Origin of the sequence: Geodermatophilus sp. Leaf369, from assembly GCF_001424455.1 — a bacterium.
Classification (GTDB): Bacteria; Actinomycetota; Actinomycetes; order Mycobacteriales; family Geodermatophilaceae; genus Klenkia.
Genome location: NZ_LMQA01000002.1, coordinates 647,256 through 667,593, shown reverse-complemented (window position 1 = coordinate 667,593; position 20,338 = coordinate 647,256). Strand labels below are relative to the sequence as shown.

Sequence of the window (20,338 nt, the reverse complement as noted above, 5' to 3'; positions counted from 1 at the left end):
CCACCCGGCGCCGCGGCCCCGGGTGGAACATGGCCTCTCGTGAGCAGCACAGCACCAGCCCCCGCCGGAACCTCCCGACGGGGGCTGGTGCTCGTCGCGGTGGCCATCGTGCTGACCGGGTTCAACCTGCGGACGGCGGTCAACGGCGTCGGCCCGGTGCTGCAGGAGATCGAGGCCGGGCTGGGCATCTCCTCCGGTGCCGCCGGGCTGATCACCACCATGCCGCTGCTGTGCTTCGCGGTGATCGGGTTCGCCGGCCCGCCGCTGGCCGCCCGGTTCCGCGACGGGCACGTGCTGGCCGCGGCCCTGCTGGTGATGGCCCTGGGCGTGCTCGGCCGGGCCGCGGCGCCGTCGTTCTGGCTGTTCCTGCTCGGCACCGTGGCCACGATGGTCGGCGGGGCGCTGGGCAACGTGCTGCTGCCGGGCATCGTCAAGCACTGGTTCCCGCACCGCACCGGGCTGCTGGTCGGCGCCTACAGCACCACGATGGCGATCGGCGGCGCCGTGGCCAGCGTCTCGACCGCGCCGATCGCCGAGTCCGTGGGCGCCGACGGGTGGCGCTGGGCGCTCGGGGTCTGGGCGGTGTTCGCCGTCCTCGCCGTCGTCCCGTGGCTGCTGGTGCCGCGGCGGACCGCGGCGGCCGGCACGCCCCGCGGCGCCGTCCGCCTGCGGGTGCTGGTGCGCTCGTCGCTGGCCTGGCAGCTCGCGGTGTTCTTCGGGCTGCAGGCCATGCAGGCCTACGTGATCGTGGGCTGGACGGCGCAGTACCTGCGCGACGAGGGCATGTCGGCCGCCGCGGCGGGGGTGCTGGTGGGCGTGAACGCGCTGATCGTCATCCCGCTGAACGCGCTGGTGCCCTCGGGGGCGGTCCGGCAGTCCTGGCAGCGCCCCATGCTGGTGGGCTTCATGGCCTGCTACCTGGTCGGCTGGACCGGGCTGCTGCTCTCCCCGCTCACCCTGACCTGGCTGTGGATGTCGATGCTCGGCATCGGGATGGGCACGTTCGCGATGGTGCTGTCGCTGCTCGGGTTGCGGGCCCGGACGCCGGAGACGGTGAACGCACTGTCGACCGTGGTGCAGGGCTGGGGCTACGCGATCGCCGCTGTCGGCCCGCTGCTGGTGGGCCTGCTGCGCGGGCTCACCGGCGGGTACACCGGCATGTTCGTGCTGGTCTACCTCGGGGTCGCCGGGCTGTTCGTCACCGGTTGGCTGGTCTGCGCCGACCGGCAGGTGGACGACGAGGTGCCCGAGCTGCGCGCCGATCCCGACGCCCGCGAGGACGTCGAGGTCGAGGCGGCCGGCGTGGAGTCCCCGGTCGTGGTGGAGCCCCCGCTGATCAGTCGCGGACGCTCGTGTCCGTGATGGAGAAGTTGCGGTACGAGCGGGACGGCGTCGGCCCCCGCTGGTCCTGGTAGCGCGAGCCGTAGACCGAGCTGCCGTAGGGGTGCTCGGACGGGCTGGACAGGGTGAACAGGCACAGCTGGCCGATCTTCATCCCCGGCCACAGCGTGATCGGCAGGTTCGCCACGTTGGACAGCTCCAGGGTGATCGAGCCGGAGAACCCCGGGTCGACGAAGCCCGCGGTGGAGTGGGTGAGCAGCCCCAGCCGGCCCAGCGAGGACTTGCCCTCCAGCCGCGCGGCCAGGTCGTCGGGCAGCGTCACGACCTCCAGCGTCGACCCGAGGACGAACTCCCCCGGGTGCAGCACGAACGGCTCCCCGGCCGCGGGCTCCACCAGGGTGGTCAGGTCGTCCTGCTGCTGGGCGGGGTCGATGTGGGTGTACCGGGCGTTGTTGAAGACCCGGAAGAACCGGTCCAGCCGGACGTCGATGCTGGAGGGCTGCACCAGTCCCGCGTCGTAGGGCTCGATGCCCAGGCGGCCGTCGGCCAGGGCCGCGGTGATGTCGCGGTCGGACAGCAGCATGGCGCGAACCGTAACCGACGCCGTGCGCATGAGAACTCGCTCATCCACCGCTCACCGGCCCGTCACCGGGCTCGCCCAGGGTCGATGGGTGACCACTCCGCTCCTCGTGCCCGCCGCCGGCCCGGTGCTCACCGACCGCTGGCCCCGCTCGCTGCAGCTGCTGCTCGGGGACGCCGCGGTCGACCTGTGGTCGGCGGCGCTGGCCCCCACCGGCGCCACGCTGCGCTTGCTGCGGGCCACCTCGGTGTCGCTGCGCGCCGACGGGGCCGCCACCGTGCAGTACGCCGCTGCCCTCGTGGACGCCGCAGGCACCCCCACCCGGGACACCCTGGCCGCGGTCACCGGCAGCCGGATCCCCGAAGGCGCCGCGGTCCTGGCCGGGGAGGTCGACGGGGGCACGGTGCACGTCGGGCTCTGGCGCTGGCCGCTGGACCCCGCCCTCACGGCGCTGGCCTGGGCCACCTCGGCGGCTGCCGTCCGCCGGCGGCTCCCCGCCCTGGGCGTCCCGGCCGAGGAGGCCGTGCTGCGGCTGCGGGCCTACCGGCCCGGCCGCCGCGCCGTGGTCGAGGTGGTCGCCCCGGGCGGATGCTGGTTCCTCAAGGTGGTGCCCCCCGCGGCGGTCGCCGGGCTCGCCGGCCGGCACGACCTCCTGGTCGGCGCCGTCCCCGCCCCGCCGGTGCTGGCCCGCACCGACGACGGCGTGCTGGTGCTGCCCGCGCTCCCCGGCACCCCGCTCAGGGGCCTCCTGGACGACCTCCCCGCCCTCGTCCCGGCCCTGGACGGCGTGCTCGACGCGTTGCCCGCGTCGCTGGCGACGCTCCCCCGGGTGCGCACCCCGCTGGACCGTGCCGCGGGGCACGGCGCCGTCCTCGGCCTGGTCACCCCGCACCTGCGGCCCCGGCTCGACCGGCTGACCGCGGCGCTGGCCGTCGTCGACCCCGGGGACCACCCGCTCGTCCCGGTGCACGGGGACTTCTACGAGGCCCAGCTGCTGCTCACCGACGGCGCGGTCTCCGGTGTGCTCGACGTGGACGGCGCCGGTGCCGGACACCGGATCGACGACTGGGCCACCCTGCTCGGGCACCTCGTCGTCCTCGGTCGGGACGACGTCCGCCGTGCCGTGGCCGCCGCCCTGCCCTGGCCCGCCGGGCAGCTGGCCGCCCGGGTGTCGGCGGTGGTGCTGGGCCTGGCCACCGGGCCGTTCCGGGTGCAGCTGGCGGGCTGGTCGCGGCGCACGGAGGCCCGGCTCGCGCTGGCCGAGCAGGTGCTCGCCGGGGGATGAGAGAGCGCTCATCGCGCTCTCCCGGAGGCCTCACCCGGCGCACCGAGAGTGGTCCCTGACAGCGAAGGACCCCCCACCCGAGGAGCTCACCGTGAACCGTCCCGCCACCTGGAAGACCGTCACCTTAGGCGTCGCCCTCACCGGTCTCGGCATCGCCGGCGCCGGCGTCGCGGTCGCCGACGACGACACGACGCCCGTCCCCACCAGCTCCGTCACCGCCGTGGACACCGACGGCGACGGCACCCCCGACACCACCCCGGACGACGCCACCCCCGACACCGCGACGCCGGACGACGCCACCCCGGACGACGCGACCCCCGACACCGTGACGCCGGACGACGCGACCCCGGACGCCACCCCGGACGACGTCGACACCCCGGACAGCACCCCCGACGCCTGACCGCCCACCCCAGGCAGGGGAAGCCCTGCACCCCCTCGCGAGCCCCGGAGGTGGGTGCAGGGCTTCCCCTGCTCGGGGGTCGGGGCGGATCACGCCGCCAGGCGGTAGCCCATCCCCCGGACGGTCTCGATGCGGGCGGCGCCGAGCTTCTTGCGCAGGTAGCGCACGTAGACGTCGACGACGTTGGAGCCGGGGTCGAAGTCGTAGCCCCAGACGTGCGAGAGCAGCTGCTCGCGGGCCAGCACCTGGCCGGGGTGGCGCAGGAACGTCTCGGTGAGCGCGAACTCCCGGGCGGAGAGGTCCACGGTCCGGCCGGCGACGTGGGCCCGTCGGGTGCGCAGGTCCAGCGACAGGTCCCCGACGGTGAGCACGGTCAGCTCAGCGTCCTGCCCGCGCGGGGCCAGCCGCAGCCGCACCCGGGCCAGCAGCTCCTCGAACCGGAACGGCTTGGGCATGTAGTCGTCGGCCCCGCCCTCCAGGCCCGCGACGGTGTCGGTGACGGAGTCCCGCGCGGTGAGCACGATGACCGGGATGGTGCAGCGCTCGGCCCGCAGCGCCCGGAGGACGGCGAACCCGTCGAGCACCGGCAGCCCGATGTCGAGCACCATCAGGTCGTGCTCGCCGCTGCGGGCGGCGTCCCGGGCCGCGAGCCCGTCCCCGACCACGGTCACGGTGAACCCGTTGGCCTTGAGGCCCTTCTCCACGAACGACGCGATGCGCGGTTCGTCCTCGGCGATCAGCACACGGCTCACGGGTGGTCTCCAACGGGTTCGGGGACGTCGGCGGTCGCCGTCGACTCGTCGACGGTGGTGTCGGGGGACGGCGGGGCCAGCTGCGCGGGCAGCACGAGGGTGAAGGTGGCGCCGTGGCCGGGGACGGAGTCCAGGGCGACCCGGCCGCCGTGCGCGACCGCGATCGCGCTGACGATCGACAGCCCCAGCCCTGCGCCGTCGGTGCGCCGGGCACCGGCCTGCCCGCGGCCGAAGCGCTCGAACACCCGCTCCCGGTCCTCGGCGGCGACGCCGGGGCCGCTGTCGGCGACCCAGAAGCGCAGTTCGTCGCCGGTTAGCCGGCTGCCGAGGCCGATCCGGTCGCCGGGTGACGTCACGTGCACCGCGTTGTCGGCCAGCGCCACGACGGCCTGGGTGACCCGTTGCGGGTCGAGCACCGCGTCGAGGTCGGCGACGTGCTCGAGCACCCACTGCCGGTCGCCCAGCCCGCCGACCTTGGACACCACCTCGGTGGTGAGCGCGGCGACGTCGACCGGACGCGGCTGCACGAAGGCCGGCTGCTCGGCCTTGGCCAGCAGCAGCAGGTCCGAGACGATCCGGTTCATCCGGTCCAGCTCGTCGTCGACCAGCGCCACGGTCTCGCGCACGTCGGCCGGGTCGGTGGGGTCGAGCACCTCGAGGTGGCCGCGCACGATGGTGATCGGCGTCCGCAGCTCGTGCCCGGCGTCGTCGACGAACCGGCGCTGGGCGGCGACCCCGGTCTCGACCCGGTCGAGCATCGCGTTCACCGAGCGGGACAGGTCGGCGAGCTCGTCCCCGGACCCGTCGGGCACGTCGATCCGGCCGGACAGGTCGGTCTCGGTGATCCCCTGCGCGGTGGCGGCGACGTCGGCGACCGGCCGCAGGATCCGGCCCGCCACCACCCAGGCGCCGCCCGCGGCGGCCAGGGAGGTCAGCAGGCCGACCAGCAGCATCAGGCGGGCGGTCTCGTCGGCGGGCTGGCGTTCCGCGTCGGCGAAGAACGCCGCGACGACGACGCCGGTCTCCGCGCTGCCGGTCAGCGCCACCGGGACGGCGACGTACAGCACCTCGCCGGCCCCGGAGGCGTAGCTGCCCGAACGGACGTCGGTGACCGAGCCGACCAGCCCGGTGAACGCGGCGTCCTGGGACAGCAGCACCGGCGCCTCGATGCGGCTCTGGAAGCGGTACACGCCCTCGACGTAGCCGAGGAACTTCTCGTTCGGCCGGGCCTGGTTGTAGCTGATCACCGTCTGCAGCACGTCGGCCACAGAGGCGAAGGGCTGCCCGGTGCGCGGGTCGAGACCGGTGTCGACCAGGGCACGGAACTCGGTCACCTCGGCCCGCAGCGACGCCGCCATCCGCTCGTCGGTCTCCCGCACCAGGATCCGCCAGGTCAGCAGGGTGACCGTGGCCAGGGAGAGCAGCACCAGCAGCAGGACCCAGCCGATGATCCGGGTGCGGGCAGCGCGGGGCGCCCACCGTCGCCGGCCCCGGCTGCTGCGGTCAGTCCTCACCGTCGCCGTCAACGTCGTCGGCGTCGTCGGTGTCCCCGTCGTCGTCATCGTCGCCGCCGTCGTCGTCGCCGTCGTCGTCCACCGGCGGGGGCGGGACCACGTCGGTGGGGGTCACCGCGGCGTCCGGCGGGGGCGGCTCGACCGTCGGCGTGGGCTCCGGCGTCGGGAGGACGGAGGGCAGCGGGACGGTGATCGGGGCCGGCTCGGGGCCGGGGTCACCGGCGGCCGGCCGCAGCGCCACCCAGCCCAGCCCGAGGACGGCGACGAGGACCAGGGCCCCCGCCACCAGCCACAGGACCGACCGGGTGCGCACGGTCCGACGGTGGAGCAGGGTGGTGACCTCCTGGTGAGAACCCGATGAGAGGACTCTCATGTCCGCAGCACCGCAGCAGGTCTCCGTCCCGCTGAGCGACGGGCGGTCCATGCGCGCGCTGGTGGTGCGCCCCGACGGGGAGGCCCCCTCGGGCGGCTGGCCGGGGGTGCTCGTCGTGCACGAGGCCTTCGGGCTGACTCCGGAGATCACCGAGGTCGGCCGCACCTTCGCCGACCGGGGCTGGGTCGCCGTCGTCCCCGACGTGTTCAGTGCCGGGAACAAGCTGGGCTGTCTGGTCCGGTCGATGCGGGAGATGGTCGGCGGCCGACCCGGCGCGGTGGTCGACGACCTCGTCGCCGTCCAGCAGTGGCTCGGGGCCCGCGACGACGTGGACGGCGACCGGACGACGGCGATCGGCTTCTGCATGGGCGGTGCCTTCGCCCTGCTCGTCGGCTCGCTGGCGCCCACCGGGCTGCGCGCGGTGAGCGCCAACTACGGCCAGCCGCCGGCCGAGGACCTCGACCTCACCCGCTGCCCGCCGGTGATCGCCAGCTACGGCGAGCGGGACAGGACGCTCTCGGGGGCGGGGCCGGCCCTGGAGGCGCGGTTGACCGCGGCCGGGGTCGAGCACGAGGTGAGCACCTACCCGGGCGCGGCGCACTCGTTCCTGACCGGGGACCACAGGCTGCTGGGGTTCGTGCCGCTCCCGGGGACGTCGTACGTGACCAGCGCCGCCGAGGAGGCCTGGCCGCGGATCTTCGACTTCCTGGAGCGGCACACCGCGGTCAGGACCTGACCGCGGTCACCGCCCACAGCGGGTCCCCGCGCCGTCCGGGCGGGGTGCGCAGCGCGACCGTGGCCTCGCCGAACCCGCCGGCCCGGCGGACGAGTTCGGCGACCAGCGGCCCGTGCTGCTCGTCGGGGGTGCCCAGCCAGCCGCGCACCGCCTTGGACGGGAAGCACCGGTTGGAGAAGGTGACCGCCAGCGTGCCGCCGGGCCGCAGCACCCGGGCGGCCTCGGCGAGCACCTCGATCGGCCGGGTCAGGTAGTCGACCGAGACGCAGCAGACGACGGCGTCGACGTCGGCGTCGGGCAGCGGGATGCGCGGGTCGACGTTGAGGTCGTGCACCACCCGCTCGGTGGCCACCGGGTTGGCCTCCAGCTCGGCGGCGTTCATGCCGAGCACCACCAGCTCGGCCGGCGGGTGCTCGAAGTGCGAGACCCAGGAGCTCATCAGGTCCAGCACCCGGCCGGTCAGCCCGAGCTCGGTGTACAGCGCGCCGACCGCGGCGATCGCCCGGTCGTCGATGTGGGTGACCAGCCTCGGCGGGGCGTAGAAGACGTCGTCCGGGCTGTCGTCGGCGCGGTCGAAGAAGCCGGGCGGGAAGCCGTCGTACGGGTCGGGGATCACCTGCCGAGTGTGCGTCCGGTACTGTCTGGAGCGCTCGCGGGTGTAGTTCAATGGTAGAACATCAGCTTCCCAAGCTGACAGTGCGAGTTCGATTCTCGTCACCCGCTCTCCCCCACCAGGCCCCGGTCCCACGGACCGGGGCCTGTGTCGTGTCCGGGCTCCCCGGGCGTACGTTGAGAGCTCAACCAGCACCTCGAGGAGCCCCGCCGTGTCCCGTCCCGTCCTGCAGGTCGTCGCCGCCAGCACCCGCCCCGGCCGCAAGGGCATCGCGGTCGCCCGCTGGGTCGCCGCCCGCGCCGAGGCCCACGGCGGCTTCGACGTCGAGCTGGTCGACCTGGCCGAGGCCGGGCTCCCGGTGCTCGACGAGCCCAACCACCCCCGCCTGGGCCAGTACACGAAGGACCACACGAAGGCCTGGTCGGAGACGATCAGCCGCGCCGACGCCTTCGTGTTCGTCTTCCCCGAGTACAACCACTCGATCCCCGGCGCGCTGAAGAACGCCCTGGACTTCCTCTTCCACGAGTGGGCCGACAAGGCCGCGGGGCTCGTCTCCTACGGCGGGGTCTCGGCCGGCACCCGGGCGGCCGCGGCCCTGAAGCCGGTGCTGGGCGCCCTGCGGATGGTCCCGGTCGTCGAGGCCGCGACCATCCCCTTCTTCACCCAGTTCATCGACGAGAACGAGGAGTTCGTCGGCAACGCCGAGCTCGAGGCCGGCGCGACCGCGATGCTCGACGAGATCGCCCGGCTCACGCGCGGCCTGCAGACCGTGCGTCGCTGACCGAGGCTGTCGGGGTGAGCAGCCCGTCGGACACCGGCCTCGTCGTCACCACCCTGCCCTCGGCGGACCTCGGCACCGCCGGACGCGCGGAGCTGCGCCGGTTCCTGGAGGCGGCCTTCACCGACGGGTTCCGGGACGACCACTGGAGCCACGCCCTGGGCGGCCTGCACGTGCTGGCCCGCCGGGACGGCGAGCTGGTCGGGCACGGGGCGGTCGTCGGCCGCCAGCTGCTGCTCGGCGACCGCGCGCTGCGCACCGGGTACGTCGAGGCGGTTGGGGTCGCCGCGTCCGCCCGCCGGCAGGGCGTGGCCGGCGCGGTGATGGCCGAGGTCGAGCGGCTGGTCACCGGCGGCAGCGAGCTCGGTGCGCTGGCCGCCAGCACCGACGGCGCCGGGCTCTACGAGTCCCGCGGCTGGACCCGCTGGGAGGGCCCGCTCTGCGCGATGACCCCGGACGGCATCACCGCCGGAGACGCCTCCCGGGTCTTCGTGCTGCCCACCCCGGACACACCGGTCGAGCTGGACCCCGTCCTGCGGCTGGTCTGCGACTGGCGGCGGGGCAGCGCTTGGTGATCATCCCGCTGCGTTGAGTCCCGGCGCGCCGTGGCGGTCCCGAACGGCACGACTGTGAGCGCTCACAGACGTCGACACCGGCGTGCCGGGTCTCGCATCCCGGTGACGGACCGGTCACCATCACCGCATGAGCGGTACTGATGCGTTCCCGTCGTCCGGGGTGACCGCCCCCGTCGGCGACGTCGGGCCCCGCGTGGCCCGGCGGGAACGCCCCACCCTGCTCGTCGTCACCGACGGGTCCCCCGCCGCACACGACGCCCTCGTCTGGTCGCTGCGCGAAGCCGCCCGGCGCGACGGGACCGTTCTCGCCGTGGGCGTGCTGGCGCCCGGGCTCGGCTCCGACCAGGTCACGGCCGTCGCCGCCGCAGCGCTGGTGCGGGCCGAGGACGAGACCGGGGTGCGCGGCCGGTCCCGCACCTCGGTCGTGGACGCCGCACTGCTGGGCGCCCTCACCGGAGCGGCCCGTGGCGCGGACCTGGTGCTGGTCGGCGCCCGCGGCAAGGCCCTGCTGCGCCGGCCGGCCGGCCGGCCGAGCCCCCGACTGGTGCACCGGGTCTGACCCGGCACCACCCCCGACCACCTGTCCGACCGGGCCCTGCCCCCGCCCGGTCACCACGGTCCCGTCCGGGTCAGACGGGCAGCAGCAGCGTCGCGTAGAGCGTCAGCCCCGGCCCGAAGGCCATCGCCACGACCGGGCCGTCGACGTCGCCCAGTTCCTCGAGCACCAGCAGGACGGTCGCCGAGGAGCAGTTGCCGTGCTCGGCGAGCACCCGACGGGACGGCGCGATCTGCTCCTCGGTGAGGCCCAGCTGGTCGCGGGCGACGTCCAGGATCCGCGGCCCGCCGGGGTGCACGGCCCAGCCGGCGACATCGGCGACCTGCAGTCCAGCGGTGTCCAGCAGCTCCTGGACGACGTCGCCCACGTGCCGGGCGAGGACGTCGGGCACGCGCGGGGAGAGGCCCATCTTGAAGCCCAGGTCGGTGACGTCCCAGGTCATGTGGTCGGCCGTGGCGTGGTCGGTGCGGGCGACGACCCCGGCGACCCGCATGCCGCGCCGGGCCCCGGGCTCGAGGACGACCGCGGTCGCCGCGTCGCTGAACAGCGCGTGCGCGACGACCTGGGAGAGGTCGTTGCGGGCCGGCTGCACGTGCAGGCTGGTGAGCTCGCAGCAGAGCAGGACGGCGGGGCGTGAGCGTGCGGCGACGTAGTCGCTGACCGCGGCCAGACCGGGCAGGGCTGCGTAGCAGCCCATGTGCCCGACCAGCAGGCGCTCCAGGCCGGCCGGCATGCCCAGGTCGCTGGCCAGCCGGATGTCGAGGCCGGGGGTGGCGTACCCGGTGCAGGTGGCGACGGCGAACAGCCCCACGTCGCCGGGCGCGAGCCCCGCGGAGTCCAGGGCGCCGGCCACGGCCTGCTTGCCCAGCGGCAGTGCCTCGGTGATGAAGCGCTCCATCCGGGCTCCGGTGCCCCACCGGGAGAGGTCCTCGTGCACCGGGTTGGCCACCGCGTGCCGGGTGGTGACCCCGGAGCCGGCGAAGACCCGGCGGGCCGAGCGCAGGTCGGCGTAGTGCTCGGCGAAGAAGCCGTCCCAGACGTCGTCCTGGGTGTAGGCGGCCGGCAGCGCGTGCCCGGCGCCGGTGAGCACCGCGTCGGTCATCGCGCGGGGACCAGGCGGGAGATCACCCGGTCGACGGTACGTGCGCAGCCGGGGCCGCGCCGGGTCGCTTGCGGCCGTAGCCGGCGAAGAGGATCCCGGTCCACCGCATCTGCCTCATCTCCACCACCGCCGCCCGGCCCCGCTTCCACGCGACCAGCCCACGCACCGAGGGCCGCAGCCCGACCAGCCGGAGCTCCAGGCCCAGCCGGTCGGCGGCGGCGAGCAGCCGTCGCCGGTCGACGAACAACGCCGGGTCGTGGATGCCGGGGGGCGGCCCGCCGGGGATGCGCTCACCGATGCCGACCGCGACCGGACCGGCCAGCCGGGAGTCGGCGATCGCGTCGATGACCAGCACCCCGCCCGGTCGCAGCAACCGGGCGCACTCACCCAGCACCGCGACGTCGTCGGCGACGTGCTCGAGCACCTCGCCGCACACCACGACGTCGGCGCACCCGTCGGCCAGCGGCACCTCGAGCACCGAGCCGCGGACGGCGGAGACCCCGTGCTCACGGGCCGTCGCGAGCCCGGCGGCGCCGATGTCCACGCCCACGTGCCGGTAGCCCAGCCGCCGCACGTGCGGGGCCATGAGCCCGCCGCCGCAGGCCAGGTCGACCAGGACGGCGTCGGGGTGCCCGGCCGGGGGCACGTGGTCGGCCCGCGAGGCGGCCAGCCAGTGCAGCATCGCGAACCCGCCGGCGGGCTGCCACCAGGTGTCGGCGAGCTCGTCGTACTGGGCGGGGTCGTTGCGGGCCAGCGGCACCTCCACGACGCTACGGCCCCGCGGGCAGTACGCCCTGTTGCGGGACGCAGTGCTCCGGAACCCCCAGGAGCCCCAACAGCCCCACGAACGGGTGTCGTTCGTCGTGGCGCACGTGAGATGTGGCCCACGTCGGTCATCGTGGGCGCGATCCGCCGAACCGATCGGCGCCGAGGCCCGCTGGAGGGTCCCCCGTGAACACGAACCGACGAGGTCTGCTGCTGTCGGGCCGCAGGTCCTGCCAGGCCGCGGCCCTCACCCTGGGCGCCCTTGCGCTGGGTGGCGTCTGCGCGCCCGCCGCACTGGCCATGCAGGGCACCACCGACGCCGCCGTGCCGGCCACCCCCGCCGACGCCTCCGCCCCGCGGATCCTGACCGGCTCCCCGGTGCTGGGCCTGGGCTCCCCCGACGACCGGGTGCAGTTCGGTAACGGCAAGCAGCAGGAGGCACAGCTGGCCATCGCGCCGGACGGGACGAACACCCCCCAGGGCGCCGACATCGACCTGTCCGGCGCCGTGCTGCGGTTCACGTACACCTCCGCCCTCGGCAACGACCTCCAGGGCGAGGCGGAGGACGGCGTGAGCTACCCGTCGGAGACGTGCACGACAGATGCGGCAGGTGACTGCGACTTCACCGAGGACGGGACGATCGAGATCCCCGTGCAGAACGGAGGAGTCGCGCTGTTCCCGCAGGCCACCTTCACCATCGAGCAGCTCTCGGCGCCCGCGTCGGGCCAGCTCCTGCTGCCCGAGGGAGACGACGCGATCGTCTACGGGGAGACCGGGGGCGACCTCAGCGCCATCCCCGTGCCCGACGACGACCCAGCACTCTCCGCCTACGAGGAGGGCGTCGACCAGGTGGAGGAGGCCACCGTCACGGACTCGCCGCTCAACGCGGCCCCCGTCGTGGATGACGGGGTCGACGACGAGACCAGCTCCGTCACCTTCCAGGACCCCGGCGCCTACCGGACCATCGCGGTGACCACGTCCACCCCGGCCGGCGCACCCGTCGCCGGCGCGACCTACACGCTGTGCACGGTCCCCGACGCCCCCTGCACCGACCCGGCGCAGCTCGTCTCGGCCACCACGGACGCCCAGGGCCGGCTGGTGTTCCCCGGTCTGTACCTGCCCGGGACGTACACGATCACGCAGACCACCACGGCGTCCGGCCTGCAGTTCTCCGGCACCCCGGTGTCCTTCACGGTCACCGCCGCCCAGTCCGTCGCCGACACCCAGGCCGCCCTGGTGCTGCCCGTGGTGAACGGCGCACCGGCCGCGCCGGCACCGACCGGACCGACCCTCACCCCGGTGGTCACCCCGGTCGCCACCGCCGGCCCCCAGCTGGCCCGGACCGGCACCGACACCGTCCCGATGGCACTGGCCGGTGCCGGCCTGCTCGCGGTCGGGGCCGGTGCGGTCGCGGCCGGCCGCCGTCGCAGCCGCGCGAACTGACCCACCGGCGATGACCCGTCCCGGTGGCGCGTTCTGGTACGCGCGCCACCGGGACGGCGACTCCCCCGGCCACACGCTCACCGGCATGGCCACCGACGAGTTCCCGGACGGGACCGTCGTGGACCTGCCCGGCCCGCCGCAGCGACCGGCCGGTTGGGCGCTCCAGGCCCGGGTGCCCGTCCCCGGGCGGGTGCCGTCGTCCGTCGTCGTCGCCCGCGCCGTCGCACCCGAGGCGCCGCACCTGTGGTGCGTGCTGGTGCCCGCGTCCCCCGACCGTCCGGGCCGCCTGGACCTCATCGGCTTCTCCACCGCACACCACCCCGACGGCGCCGTGATGGGCGCCGACACCTTCACCGCCCTGGACATCGCCTGGTCCAACCAGGTCTGCGCGCTGCGCTGGGACCCGCCCACGGGGGTCGTCGAGCAGGTCTACGTCGCCCCCGAGCACCGCCGCCTCGGCCTGGCCACCAAGCAGACGATGGTGGCCGCCGGCATCCGCACCGCCATGGGCTGGGCCTCGCTGCGCAGCGACGGCCGGCTCACCGACCTCGGTGACACCTGGCTGTCCGAGGCACCGGACTGGTGGCGGCACCGGGTGCCCACCCGCACGGCCCACCTCCCACCGATGACCCCCGGGGACGGCGGCCCCACCTAGGCTCCCCCGCGTGATCGCAGCGTGAGCGTGACCGTCGTCGGCAGCCTGAACGAGGACGTCGTGGTGACCGTCCGCCGGCTCCCCGGGCGCGGGGAGACCGTGATCGGCAGTGCGGTCGAGGTGCTGCCCGGCGGCAAGGGCGCGAACCAGGCCGCGGCGGCCGGGCGGCTGGGCCGCGGGGTGCACATGGTCGGCCGGGTCGGGTCCGACGACGCCGCCGACCGTCAGCTGGCAGCGCTCGCCGAGGCCGGGGTGAACGTGGGCCGGGTGCTGCGCACCCCGGGCGTCCCGACCGGCAGCGCCACGATCCCGGTCGAGGCCGAGGGCGGGGAGAACCTGATCGTCGTCGTCCCCGGTGCGAACGCCGAGCTGAGCGCGGCCGACGTGGACGTCGAGAGCGTGCACCGCGCCGACGTCCTGCTGCTGCAGCTGGAGACCCCGCTGGGCACCGTGCTCGCCGCCGCCCGGGCCACCACCGGCACCGTGGTGCTCAACCCGGCGCCGGCGCAGCCACTGCCGGCCGAGCTGCTCGCCGCCGTCGACGTGCTGGTGCCCAACGAGCACGAGCTGGTGGAGCTCGCCGACTCCGACGCCGCCGACCTCGCCGGGCTCGTGACCCTGGCCCGCGGGCTCGCCGCCCGGTCGGTGGTGGTGACCCTGGGCGGCAACGGCGCCCTCGTCGTCCCGGCCGACGGTCCGGCGCTGCACCAGCCGCCGCTGGCGGTGCAGCCGGTCGACACCACCGGCGCGGGCGACTGCTTCTGCGGCGCGCTCTGCCAGGCGCTCTCGGCCGGCGCCGACCTGCCCACCGCCGTCGCCTACGCAGCCACCGCGGCCGCGCTGTCGACCACCGGCGCCGGGGCCCGCGGCGGGCTGCCCGACGACGACGCGGTCCGCGCCGCCCTGCCCCGGCTCCCGGCGGCCCGCCCGGTCTGACGGTTGGCCCGCACACCCATCGGGCACGGTCGGGGCATGACCGAGACCACGCCCACCCACTCCGAGGACCCCGCCGAGGGCTCCGACACCACCACCCCGACCGAGAGCGCCGGCCGCACACCGCACACCGAGGACGCCGCCGAGGGCGACCGCGACACCGCCGACGCGGAGTCCGGCGTCGACCCGGCGAACCGGATCAGCGAGGCCTGACCCCGGGCTGCCGGCCCGCGCCGCCGGCGCGCGGCGGGGCGGTCGGCTTCCGGTACGACGTGGGGTCCCGCGGCGGGGAACGGTGCGCCGAGCCTGCGCCGGGGGGTCCGGCGTAGGCCTGGGCCACGTCCATCCACCGGGCTGCGGCGACCCCGGTGGTCTGCAGCTGCAGCCCACCGGGCGCTCGGCGCTGGGTCACCCGCAGGCAGAAGTCCAGCGCGGGGCCGGTGACCCGGTCGGCAGCTGTGGGCTCGCCCCAGGTCCACAGCGCTCCCGACGGGGCGGTCAGCTCGACACGGACGTCCCCGGTCGGGGCGGGCAGCCCGTGCTGGGTGTGCGCGAACCCCCGGGTGCGGACGCCGAGGTGCGCCACCGCCTCCAGCCGGTCCGTGGTCGAGGGCGGCAGCCCCAGGGCGTCGGTGACGTCGACGCCGTGCGCCCAGGTCTCCATGAGCCGGGCGGTGGCCATCGAGGCCGCGCTCATCGGCGGGCCGTACCAGGGCAGCGACGTGCCGGCGGGCACGGCCACCAGCGCGTCGGCCAGTGCCCGCCGACCGCTCCGCCAGCGGTCCAGCAGTTCGGACGGGGGCACCGCCGCACCCGCTGCAGCAGCGTCGTCGACCATCCCGTGGGTGTCGGGCAGCGCGCGGAAGGCGTCCGGGTCGGTGGCGGCGAGCAGGGCCACGTCGTCGGTCCAGGCCAGGTGGGCGACCTGGTGCGCGACGGTCCAGCCGGCGGCCGGGGTGGGGGTCGCCCAGCCGGCCGGGTCGAGGTCGGCGACGACGACGTCCAGCGCGGCACCCTCGGCGGCGAGGTCGGCCAGCAGACCGGTCAGCAGGGTGCTCGTGGTCATCGCCGCACGGTAGTGAGGACGGTCGGAGGCTGGCCACCCCGCTGTGGCCTGCGGCACCATCCGGGCATGCTGCTCGACGCGTCACTGCTCACCGCCGGGACCGACGACGTCGCCGGCACCGCCCGCCTGCTCGAGGACCGCGGCTACACCGGGGTCTGGGCCTCCGAGGTCGCCCACGACCCCTTCCTGCTGCTGCACGCCGCGGCGCTGGCCACCGAGCGGGTCCAGGTCGGCTCGGCCATCGCGGTGGCCTTCGCCCGCTCGCCCATGACGCTGGCGTACACCGCGTGGGACCTGCAGCGGACCAGCAGGGGCCGGTTCGTGCTGGGGCTGGGCACGCAGGTGAAGGCGCACGTCGAGCGCCGGTTCTCCATGCCGTGGTCGGCCCCGGCGGCCCGGATGCGGGAGTACGTCGGTGCGCTGCGGGCGATCTGGGCGACCTGGTCGGCCGACGACGTCCCGCTCCGGTTCCGCGGCGAGCACTACCGGCACACGTTGATGACGCCGACGTTCACCCCACCCCGGCACGAGTGGGGCGCACCCCCGGTCCACCTCGCCGCGGTCGGGCCGCTGATGACCCGGCTGGCCGGCGAGCTGTGCGACGGCCTGCTCGCGCACGGCTTCACCACCGAGCGCTACCTGCGCGAGCGCACCCTCCCCGCCCTGCAGGAGGGCCTGGAGCTCTCCGGGCGCACCCGGGAGCAGGTCCAGGTCAGCTTGCCGGGGTTCGTCGTCGCCGGCCGGGACGACGCCGAACGGGCCGCCGCCCGCACCGCGGTGCGCGCCCAGATCGCCTTCTACGGCAGCACCCCGGCCTACCGCCCGGTGCTCGAGCTGCACGGCTGGGAGGACCTGGGCAACGAGCTCAACGCGCTGTCCACCTCCCGGCGGGAGGACAAGTGGGAGGCGATGGCCGAGCTCGTGGACGACGAGGTGCTGGGCACGTTCGCCGTCGTCGCCGACCCCGAGGACGTGGCCCCGGAGGTGCTGCGCCGCTACGAGGGCGTGGTCGACCGGTTCAGCGTCTACAGCGGCGCCGGTCTCCCGCCGGAGGTGTGGGACCCGCTGGTGCGCGCCCTGGCCTGAGGGGGTTATGGTTCTGACAATCATTCCCACCAGTCGTTCCCTGGAGTGCCATCGTGTCCCCCCGCACCACCGTCCTCGCCGTCCTGGCCGCCGGCTCCCTGGGCCTGGCCGCCTGCTCCTCCGGTGCGGCCGGGGGCACCGACACGACCGAGGCGGACTCCGCGAACTGCCCGGGCGACGTCCTCGACGTCGTCGTGTCCGTGGACCAGTGGGGCGACGTCGTCCGCTCCCTGGCCGGGGACTGCGCGAACGTGACCACGGTGATCAACTCCACCGCGGTCGACCCGCACGACTACGAGCCCAGCACCGGGGACGTCGCGGGCTTCGAGGACGCCGACCTCGTGGTCGTCAACGGCGCGGACTACGACCACTGGGCCTCGGACGCGGTGGCCAACCTGGACCCCGCCCCCGTCGTGGTGGACGCTGCCGAGGTGGTCGGCATCGAGGAGGAGGGGCACGCCGAGGACGACGGCCACGCCGAGGGCGAGGAGGGCCACGGCTCGGTGAACCCGCACCTCTGGTACTCCCCGGACTACGTGCAGCAGACCGCCGAGGCCGTCACCGACGCCCTCAGCGACCTCTCCCCCGACGCCGCCGACTACTTCGCCGAGCAGGCCACCGCCTGGACGACCTCGATGCAGCCCTACACCGACGAGCTCGCCGGCCTCGAGCAGCTGGCCGCCGGGAAGAGCTACGCGGCCACCGAGACGGTCTTCGACTACACCGCCACGGCCGTCGGGCTCACCGACGCCACCCCCGAGGGCTACCGGGACGCCGCCAGCAACGAGAGCGACCCGGCTGCCGGCGACGTGGCCGCCTTCGAGGCCGCCCTGGCCGACGGCAGCATCGACGTGCTGGTCTTCAACAGCCAGACCGAGGGCGCCGTCCCCGACCAGCTGCGCGCCGCCGCCGAGTCGGCCGGCGTGCCGGTCGTCGAGGTCACGGAATCGGTCCCGGAGGATGCTGGTTCCTTCGAGGAGTGGCAGCTGGCCCAGCTGCAGCAGCTCGCAGACGCACTCGGTGGGGGTCGGTGACACAGAGCTCCACGTCGCAGACCCCGTCCAGCTCCCCGGCTCCGGCCCTGGTGCTGGACGGGGTCTCCGTCGTCCGCGGTGGCCGGCAGGTCTGGTCCGACGGCTCGCTGACCGTGCCGGCCGGCGCGGTCGTCGGCGTCATCGGGCCCAACGGGGCCGGGAAGACCACCCTCTTCCAGCTCGCGCTGGGTCTGCTGCCGGCCGCGACCGGCCGGATCGAGGTGCTGGGCCGCACGCCCCGCGCCGGGGACCGCCGGATCGGCTACGTGCCGCAGAACTACACCGCCGCGCTCGGTGAGGCCGTGCGGGCCCGTGACCTGGTCGCCCTCGGCGTCACCGGCACCCGCTTCGGCATCCGGCGCACCACCGCGGCCGAGCACGCCCGGGTGGACGACGCGCTGCGCCGGGTCGGGGCCGCCGGGTACGCCGACCGCCGGATGAGCGAGCTGTCCGGTGGCCAGCAGCAGCGGGTCGCGATCGCCCAGGCCATCGTCGACGACGCCGAGCTGCTCCTGCTGGACGAGCCGCTGGCCAACCTGGACCTGCGCAACTCCCACGAGATCGTCACCCTGCTCGGCGAGCTCCGCCGCGAGCGGGCCGTGACGATCATGGTCGTGGCGCACGACCTGAACCCCCTGCTGCCGGTCCTCACCGACGCGGTCTACCTGCTCGACGGCCACCCGCACCACGCCTCGATCGGCGAGGTCGTCACCGAGGACCTGCTGACCCACCTCTACGGCACCCGCGTGCGTGTCGTCCGGACCGCGCAGGGTGACCTCTTCACCCGCAGCGGCTGAAGGAGCCCCGTGCGTTTCCAGGAGAACTGGCTGCAGGTCCTGCAGACGACCTTCATGCAGCACGCCTTCATCGGCGGCACCATGGTCGCGCTCACCGCCGGGCTGATGGGCTACTTCGTCATCACCCGGCAGAACGCCTTCGCCGCGCACGCGCTGGCGCACATCGGCTTCCCCGGCGCCACCGGCGCGATCCTCGTCGGCGCCCCGGTCACCCTGGGTCTGGCGGTCTTCTGCGTCGGCGGCGGTCTGCTGATCGGGCTGTTCGGCAAGCGGGTGGCCGAACGTGAGATCGCCACCGGCACCATCCTGGCCGGGGCTACCGGGCTGGGCGTGCTGTTCGCCTCGCTGGCCACGGCCAACGCCAGCACCACCACGAACGTGCTCTTCGGCAACCTGCTGGCCATCAGCCGCGACCAGCTGTGGCTGTTCGGGCTGTTCACCGTGGTCGTGGTCGTCGCCCTGGCCGTCATCGCCCGCCCGCTGGTGTTCGCCTCGGTCGACCCCGCCGTCGCCGAGGCCCGCGGGGTACCGGTGCGCGCGCTGGGGGTGGCCTTCGTCGTCCTGCTGGCCCTGACCATCACGATGGCCGTCCAGGTGGTCGGCACGCTGCTGCTGTTCGCCCTGGTGGTCACCCCCGCCGCCGCGGCCCTGCGGCTGACCGCCCGCCCGGGCCGGGTGGCCGGTCTCGCGGTGGCGTTCGCGCTGGCCTCGGTCTGGGTCGGGCTGCTGCTGTCGGCGATGATCGACCTGCCGCCGAGCTTCTTCGTCGTCTCGATCGCGGTGCTGATCTGGGCCGTGGTGCTGGTGGCCACCCGTGACCGGCACACCTCCGTCCGGCCCGAGCCCAGCGCGCACGGCGCCGTCCCGCGGGTCCCCGAGCACACCGCCTGACCCGCCGGGGTGCCCCACCGGGCTTTCCCTGGCCGGGGCTTGCCCCCCGGGGGCATCCTGGGGGGATGACGCCAGACGAGCAGCAGCACCGGGCCGACGACGACGTCCCCGCCGCGCGGGGCACCCAGAGCGAGGAGCCGCCCCCGTCACCGGCTGCCCCCATCGCCCGGATGCTGGCCAACCCCCGCCGCACCCGCCGGGCCTGACCCTCGGCAGGCCCACTCGGCAGTGCCCGGCGCGGTGTGACGGACCGGGTCACACCGGCCCCACCGACCACCTCGAACCCGGCCACCACATGCGTGTTCGTGACCCTGGGTCGTGATGCCGACACATCGGCGTGCCGTGAACTGCTCCGTCACGCAGCCGTGCACCATCCCTGACGTGACCGCCGCCCTCGCCCTCGACCACGCGTCCTCCACGGCCGACGACCTCCACCGGGGCGTCGACTCACAGGGCAGCCCGCTGCCCGTGCGGCGCAGCCGCGAGGAGCGTCAGGCGATCGTCCTGGACACCGCCGACCGGCTCTTCGCCGGCCGCAGCTCGCGCAGCGTCGGCATGGACGAGCTGGTCCGGGAGACCGGGCTGGGCAAGATGACGGTCTACCGGCTCTTCAAGAGCAAGGACGACCTGGTGGGCGCCTACCTGGCGCGCAAGGCCGCCACCGTCCTGGGCTACCTCGACGCCGAGACCCACCGGTTCGCCGACGACCCGCGGGGCGCGCTGCTGGCCGTCGTCGACGTGGTCGAGAAGGACGTCACCCGCACCGGCTTCCGCGGCTGCCCGTTCACCAACGTCAGCAGCGAGTACGACGACCCGCAGCACCCGGCCCGTTCGGCGGCCGCGGACTACAAGTACGAGCTGCACCTGCGGCTGGTGAACCTGTCCGAGGAGCTGGTCCCCGGTCACGGCGACGACCTCGCCGCCCAGGTGCACCTGATCATCGACGGCATGTACCTCTCCGGTGGCCTGCTGGGCCCCGACGGGCCGGCCAGCCACGGCCGCCAGCTGGCCGAGCGGCTCGTCGACGCCGCCGTCGCGGCCGCCGCGCGCTGAGCCCCCGGCT

At 75.1% G+C, this 20,338-nt stretch carries 25 protein-coding genes and 1 tRNA gene; 18 read left to right on the top strand and 8 right to left on the bottom strand.

Annotated elements, in window-relative coordinates; translation table 11 throughout:
* The first annotated feature begins 99 nt into the window (after positions 1 to 99).
* Positions 100 to 1,362 (top strand): MFS transporter, encoded by a 1,263-nt coding sequence (locus ASG36_RS12050; RefSeq protein ID WP_235494912.1) that lies wholly within the window; start codon positions 100 to 102, stop codon positions 1,360 to 1,362.
* Here the strand turns inward: ASG36_RS12050 and dcd are convergent.
* On the bottom strand, positions 1,337 to 1,924 hold the full coding sequence (gene dcd / locus ASG36_RS12045) for a dCTP deaminase (protein ID WP_055764035.1): 588 nt from the start codon (positions 1,922 to 1,924) through the stop codon (positions 1,337 to 1,339). The two genes, ASG36_RS12050 and dcd, sit on opposite strands and share 26 nt — an antisense overlap.
* Positions 1,925 to 2,012: 88 nt before the next feature.
* Here dcd and ASG36_RS12040 point away from each other — a divergent pair, with 88 nt between their 5' ends.
* Together ASG36_RS12040 and ASG36_RS12035 are read left to right on the top strand one after the other, a co-directional pair.
* Entirely contained in the window at positions 2,013 to 3,206 is a 1,194-nt protein-coding gene (locus tag ASG36_RS12040) for a phosphotransferase (RefSeq protein ID WP_055764033.1), read from the top strand.
* Between the two features lie 91 nt (positions 3,207 to 3,297).
* Positions 3,298 to 3,606, top strand: coding sequence for a hypothetical protein (locus tag ASG36_RS12035; RefSeq protein ID WP_055764031.1), 309 nt, complete (start codon positions 3,298 to 3,300; stop codon positions 3,604 to 3,606).
* A gap of 89 nt (positions 3,607 to 3,695) precedes the next feature.
* On the opposite strand, the gene ASG36_RS12030 is transcribed toward ASG36_RS12035, so the two are convergent.
* Genes ASG36_RS12030 through ASG36_RS22325 form a run of 3 tightly spaced genes read right to left on the bottom strand, consistent with a single transcriptional unit; the run spans position 3,696 to position 6,185 of the window.
* Complete coding sequence (locus tag ASG36_RS12030; RefSeq protein ID WP_055764029.1) at positions 3,696 to 4,358, bottom strand: response regulator transcription factor; 663 nt, start codon at positions 4,356 to 4,358, stop codon at positions 3,696 to 3,698.
* Entirely contained in the window at positions 4,355 to 5,872 is a 1,518-nt protein-coding gene (locus ASG36_RS12025; protein ID WP_055764027.1) for a cell wall metabolism sensor histidine kinase WalK, read from the bottom strand. The genes ASG36_RS12030 and ASG36_RS12025 overlap by 4 nt, the downstream gene beginning before the upstream one ends.
* Positions 5,862 to 6,185 carry a hypothetical protein gene (locus tag ASG36_RS22325; RefSeq protein ID WP_055764025.1) on the bottom strand — a complete coding sequence of 108 codons (324 nt, stop codon included), beginning with the start codon at positions 6,183 to 6,185 and terminating at the stop codon, positions 5,862 to 5,864. Before ASG36_RS22325 ends, ASG36_RS12025 begins: the two co-directional genes overlap by 11 nt.
* A 58-nt stretch (positions 6,186 to 6,243) precedes the next feature.
* Between ASG36_RS22325 and ASG36_RS12015 the strand changes: the two genes are divergently transcribed.
* Positions 6,244 to 6,981, top strand: coding sequence for a dienelactone hydrolase family protein (locus ASG36_RS12015; RefSeq protein WP_055764024.1), 738 nt, complete (start codon positions 6,244 to 6,246; stop codon positions 6,979 to 6,981).
* Here ASG36_RS12015 and ASG36_RS12010 read toward each other — a convergent pair.
* The gene (locus tag ASG36_RS12010; protein ID WP_055764021.1) at positions 6,971 to 7,597 is read right to left on the bottom strand and encodes a class I SAM-dependent methyltransferase; all 627 of its coding nucleotides are present in this window, start codon (positions 7,595 to 7,597) and stop codon (positions 6,971 to 6,973) included. The two genes, ASG36_RS12015 and ASG36_RS12010, sit on opposite strands and share 11 nt — an antisense overlap.
* Positions 7,598 to 7,633: 36 nt before the next feature.
* Here ASG36_RS12010 and ASG36_RS12005 point away from each other — a divergent pair.
* From ASG36_RS12005 to ASG36_RS11990, 4 genes are all read left to right on the top strand, one after another.
* A tRNA-Gly gene (locus tag ASG36_RS12005) sits at positions 7,634 to 7,704 on the top strand.
* A 101-nt stretch (positions 7,705 to 7,805) separates the two neighbouring features.
* Positions 7,806 to 8,375: an NADPH-dependent FMN reductase gene (locus tag ASG36_RS12000; RefSeq protein ID WP_055764020.1), complete on the top strand. Its 570-nt coding sequence runs from the start codon at positions 7,806 to 7,808 to the stop codon at positions 8,373 to 8,375.
* Positions 8,376 to 8,389: 14 nt separating this feature from the next.
* Positions 8,390 to 8,947, top strand: coding sequence for a GNAT family N-acetyltransferase (locus ASG36_RS11995; RefSeq protein ID WP_055764017.1), 558 nt, complete (start codon positions 8,390 to 8,392; stop codon positions 8,945 to 8,947).
* 127 nt (positions 8,948 to 9,074) lie between these two features.
* Positions 9,075 to 9,506 (top strand): universal stress protein, encoded by a 432-nt coding sequence (locus ASG36_RS11990; RefSeq protein WP_082523036.1) that lies wholly within the window; start codon positions 9,075 to 9,077, stop codon positions 9,504 to 9,506.
* Positions 9,507 to 9,576: 70 nt separating this feature from the next.
* Here ASG36_RS11990 and ASG36_RS11985 read toward each other — a convergent pair whose 3' ends face one another.
* Entirely contained in the window at positions 9,577 to 10,605 is a 1,029-nt protein-coding gene (locus ASG36_RS11985) for a type III polyketide synthase (protein ID WP_055764014.1), read from the bottom strand.
* 22 nt (positions 10,606 to 10,627) lie between these two features.
* The gene (locus ASG36_RS11980; protein ID WP_055764011.1) at positions 10,628 to 11,365 is read right to left on the bottom strand and encodes a methyltransferase domain-containing protein; all 738 of its coding nucleotides are present in this window, start codon (positions 11,363 to 11,365) and stop codon (positions 10,628 to 10,630) included.
* Positions 11,366 to 11,556: 191 nt separating this feature from the next.
* Between ASG36_RS11980 and ASG36_RS11975 the strand changes: the two genes are divergently transcribed.
* From ASG36_RS11975 to ASG36_RS21950, 4 genes are read left to right on the top strand one after another with little or no spacing between them, the layout of a single operon-like run.
* The gene (locus tag ASG36_RS11975) at positions 11,557 to 12,813 is read left to right on the top strand and encodes a SpaA isopeptide-forming pilin-related protein (RefSeq protein ID WP_055764009.1); all 1,257 of its coding nucleotides are present in this window, start codon (positions 11,557 to 11,559) and stop codon (positions 12,811 to 12,813) included.
* Between the two features lie 10 nt (positions 12,814 to 12,823).
* Positions 12,824 to 13,468 (top strand): GNAT family N-acetyltransferase, encoded by a 645-nt coding sequence (locus ASG36_RS11970; RefSeq protein WP_157498779.1) that lies wholly within the window; start codon positions 12,824 to 12,826, stop codon positions 13,466 to 13,468.
* A gap of 21 nt (positions 13,469 to 13,489) precedes the next feature.
* Positions 13,490 to 14,404 carry a ribokinase gene (locus ASG36_RS11965; RefSeq protein ID WP_055764005.1) on the top strand — a complete coding sequence of 305 codons (915 nt, stop codon included), beginning with the start codon at positions 13,490 to 13,492 and terminating at the stop codon, positions 14,402 to 14,404.
* 36 nt (positions 14,405 to 14,440) lie between these two features.
* Positions 14,441 to 14,614, top strand: coding sequence for a hypothetical protein (locus ASG36_RS21950; RefSeq protein WP_157498778.1), 174 nt, complete (start codon positions 14,441 to 14,443; stop codon positions 14,612 to 14,614).
* Here the strand turns inward: ASG36_RS21950 and ASG36_RS11960 are convergent.
* The gene (locus ASG36_RS11960) at positions 14,601 to 15,467 is read right to left on the bottom strand and encodes a TIGR03084 family metal-binding protein (protein ID WP_055764003.1); all 867 of its coding nucleotides are present in this window, start codon (positions 15,465 to 15,467) and stop codon (positions 14,601 to 14,603) included. The genes ASG36_RS21950 and ASG36_RS11960 overlap by 14 nt on opposite strands.
* A gap of 66 nt (positions 15,468 to 15,533) precedes the next feature.
* On the opposite strand from ASG36_RS11960, the gene ASG36_RS11955 reads away from it, so the two are divergent.
* From ASG36_RS11955 to ASG36_RS11935, 6 genes are all read left to right on the top strand, one after another.
* Positions 15,534 to 16,553, top strand: a complete 1,020-nt coding sequence (locus ASG36_RS11955; RefSeq protein WP_055764001.1) for a TIGR03617 family F420-dependent LLM class oxidoreductase — start codon at positions 15,534 to 15,536, stop codon at positions 16,551 to 16,553.
* 53 nt (positions 16,554 to 16,606) lie between these two features.
* On the top strand, positions 16,607 to 17,587 hold the full coding sequence (locus tag ASG36_RS11950; protein WP_082523035.1) for a metal ABC transporter solute-binding protein, Zn/Mn family: 981 nt from the start codon (positions 16,607 to 16,609) through the stop codon (positions 17,585 to 17,587).
* Positions 17,584 to 18,384, top strand: coding sequence for a metal ABC transporter ATP-binding protein (locus ASG36_RS11945; RefSeq protein ID WP_055763997.1), 801 nt, complete (start codon positions 17,584 to 17,586; stop codon positions 18,382 to 18,384). The genes ASG36_RS11950 and ASG36_RS11945 overlap by 4 nt, the downstream gene beginning before the upstream one ends.
* A gap of 9 nt (positions 18,385 to 18,393) precedes the next feature.
* Positions 18,394 to 19,275 (top strand): metal ABC transporter permease, encoded by an 882-nt coding sequence (locus ASG36_RS11940; RefSeq protein ID WP_055763995.1) that lies wholly within the window; start codon positions 18,394 to 18,396, stop codon positions 19,273 to 19,275.
* Between the two features lie 65 nt (positions 19,276 to 19,340).
* Positions 19,341 to 19,481, top strand: coding sequence for a hypothetical protein (locus ASG36_RS21945; protein ID WP_157498777.1), 141 nt, complete (start codon positions 19,341 to 19,343; stop codon positions 19,479 to 19,481).
* A gap of 175 nt (positions 19,482 to 19,656) precedes the next feature.
* Positions 19,657 to 20,328 carry a TetR/AcrR family transcriptional regulator gene (locus ASG36_RS11935; RefSeq protein ID WP_235494910.1) on the top strand — a complete coding sequence of 224 codons (672 nt, stop codon included), beginning with the start codon at positions 19,657 to 19,659 and terminating at the stop codon, positions 20,326 to 20,328.
* The last annotated feature ends 10 nt before the right edge of the window (positions 20,329 to 20,338 follow it).

Coding starts and splice junctions, on each gene's coding strand:
- ASG36_RS11960 (WP_055764003.1), bottom strand. CDS start 15,467: ATGACCACGAGCACCCTGCTGACCGGTCTGCTGGCCGACCTCGCCGCC.
- ASG36_RS11970 (WP_157498779.1), top strand. CDS start 12,824: ATGACCCGTCCCGGTGGCGCGTTCTGGTACGCGCGCCACCGGGACGGC.
- ASG36_RS12015 (WP_055764024.1), top strand. CDS start 6,244: ATGTCCGCAGCACCGCAGCAGGTCTCCGTCCCGCTGAGCGACGGGCGG.
- ASG36_RS11990 (WP_082523036.1), top strand. CDS start 9,075: ATGAGCGGTACTGATGCGTTCCCGTCGTCCGGGGTGACCGCCCCCGTC.
- ASG36_RS11985 (WP_055764014.1), bottom strand. CDS start 10,605: ATGACCGACGCGGTGCTCACCGGCGCCGGGCACGCGCTGCCGGCCGCC.
- ASG36_RS11955 (WP_055764001.1), top strand. CDS start 15,534: ATGCTGCTCGACGCGTCACTGCTCACCGCCGGGACCGACGACGTCGCC.
- dcd (WP_055764035.1), bottom strand. CDS start 1,924: ATGCTGCTGTCCGACCGCGACATCACCGCGGCCCTGGCCGACGGCCGC.
- ASG36_RS21945 (WP_157498777.1), top strand. CDS start 19,341: ATGACGCCAGACGAGCAGCAGCACCGGGCCGACGACGACGTCCCCGCC.
- ASG36_RS21950 (WP_157498778.1), top strand. CDS start 14,441: ATGACCGAGACCACGCCCACCCACTCCGAGGACCCCGCCGAGGGCTCC.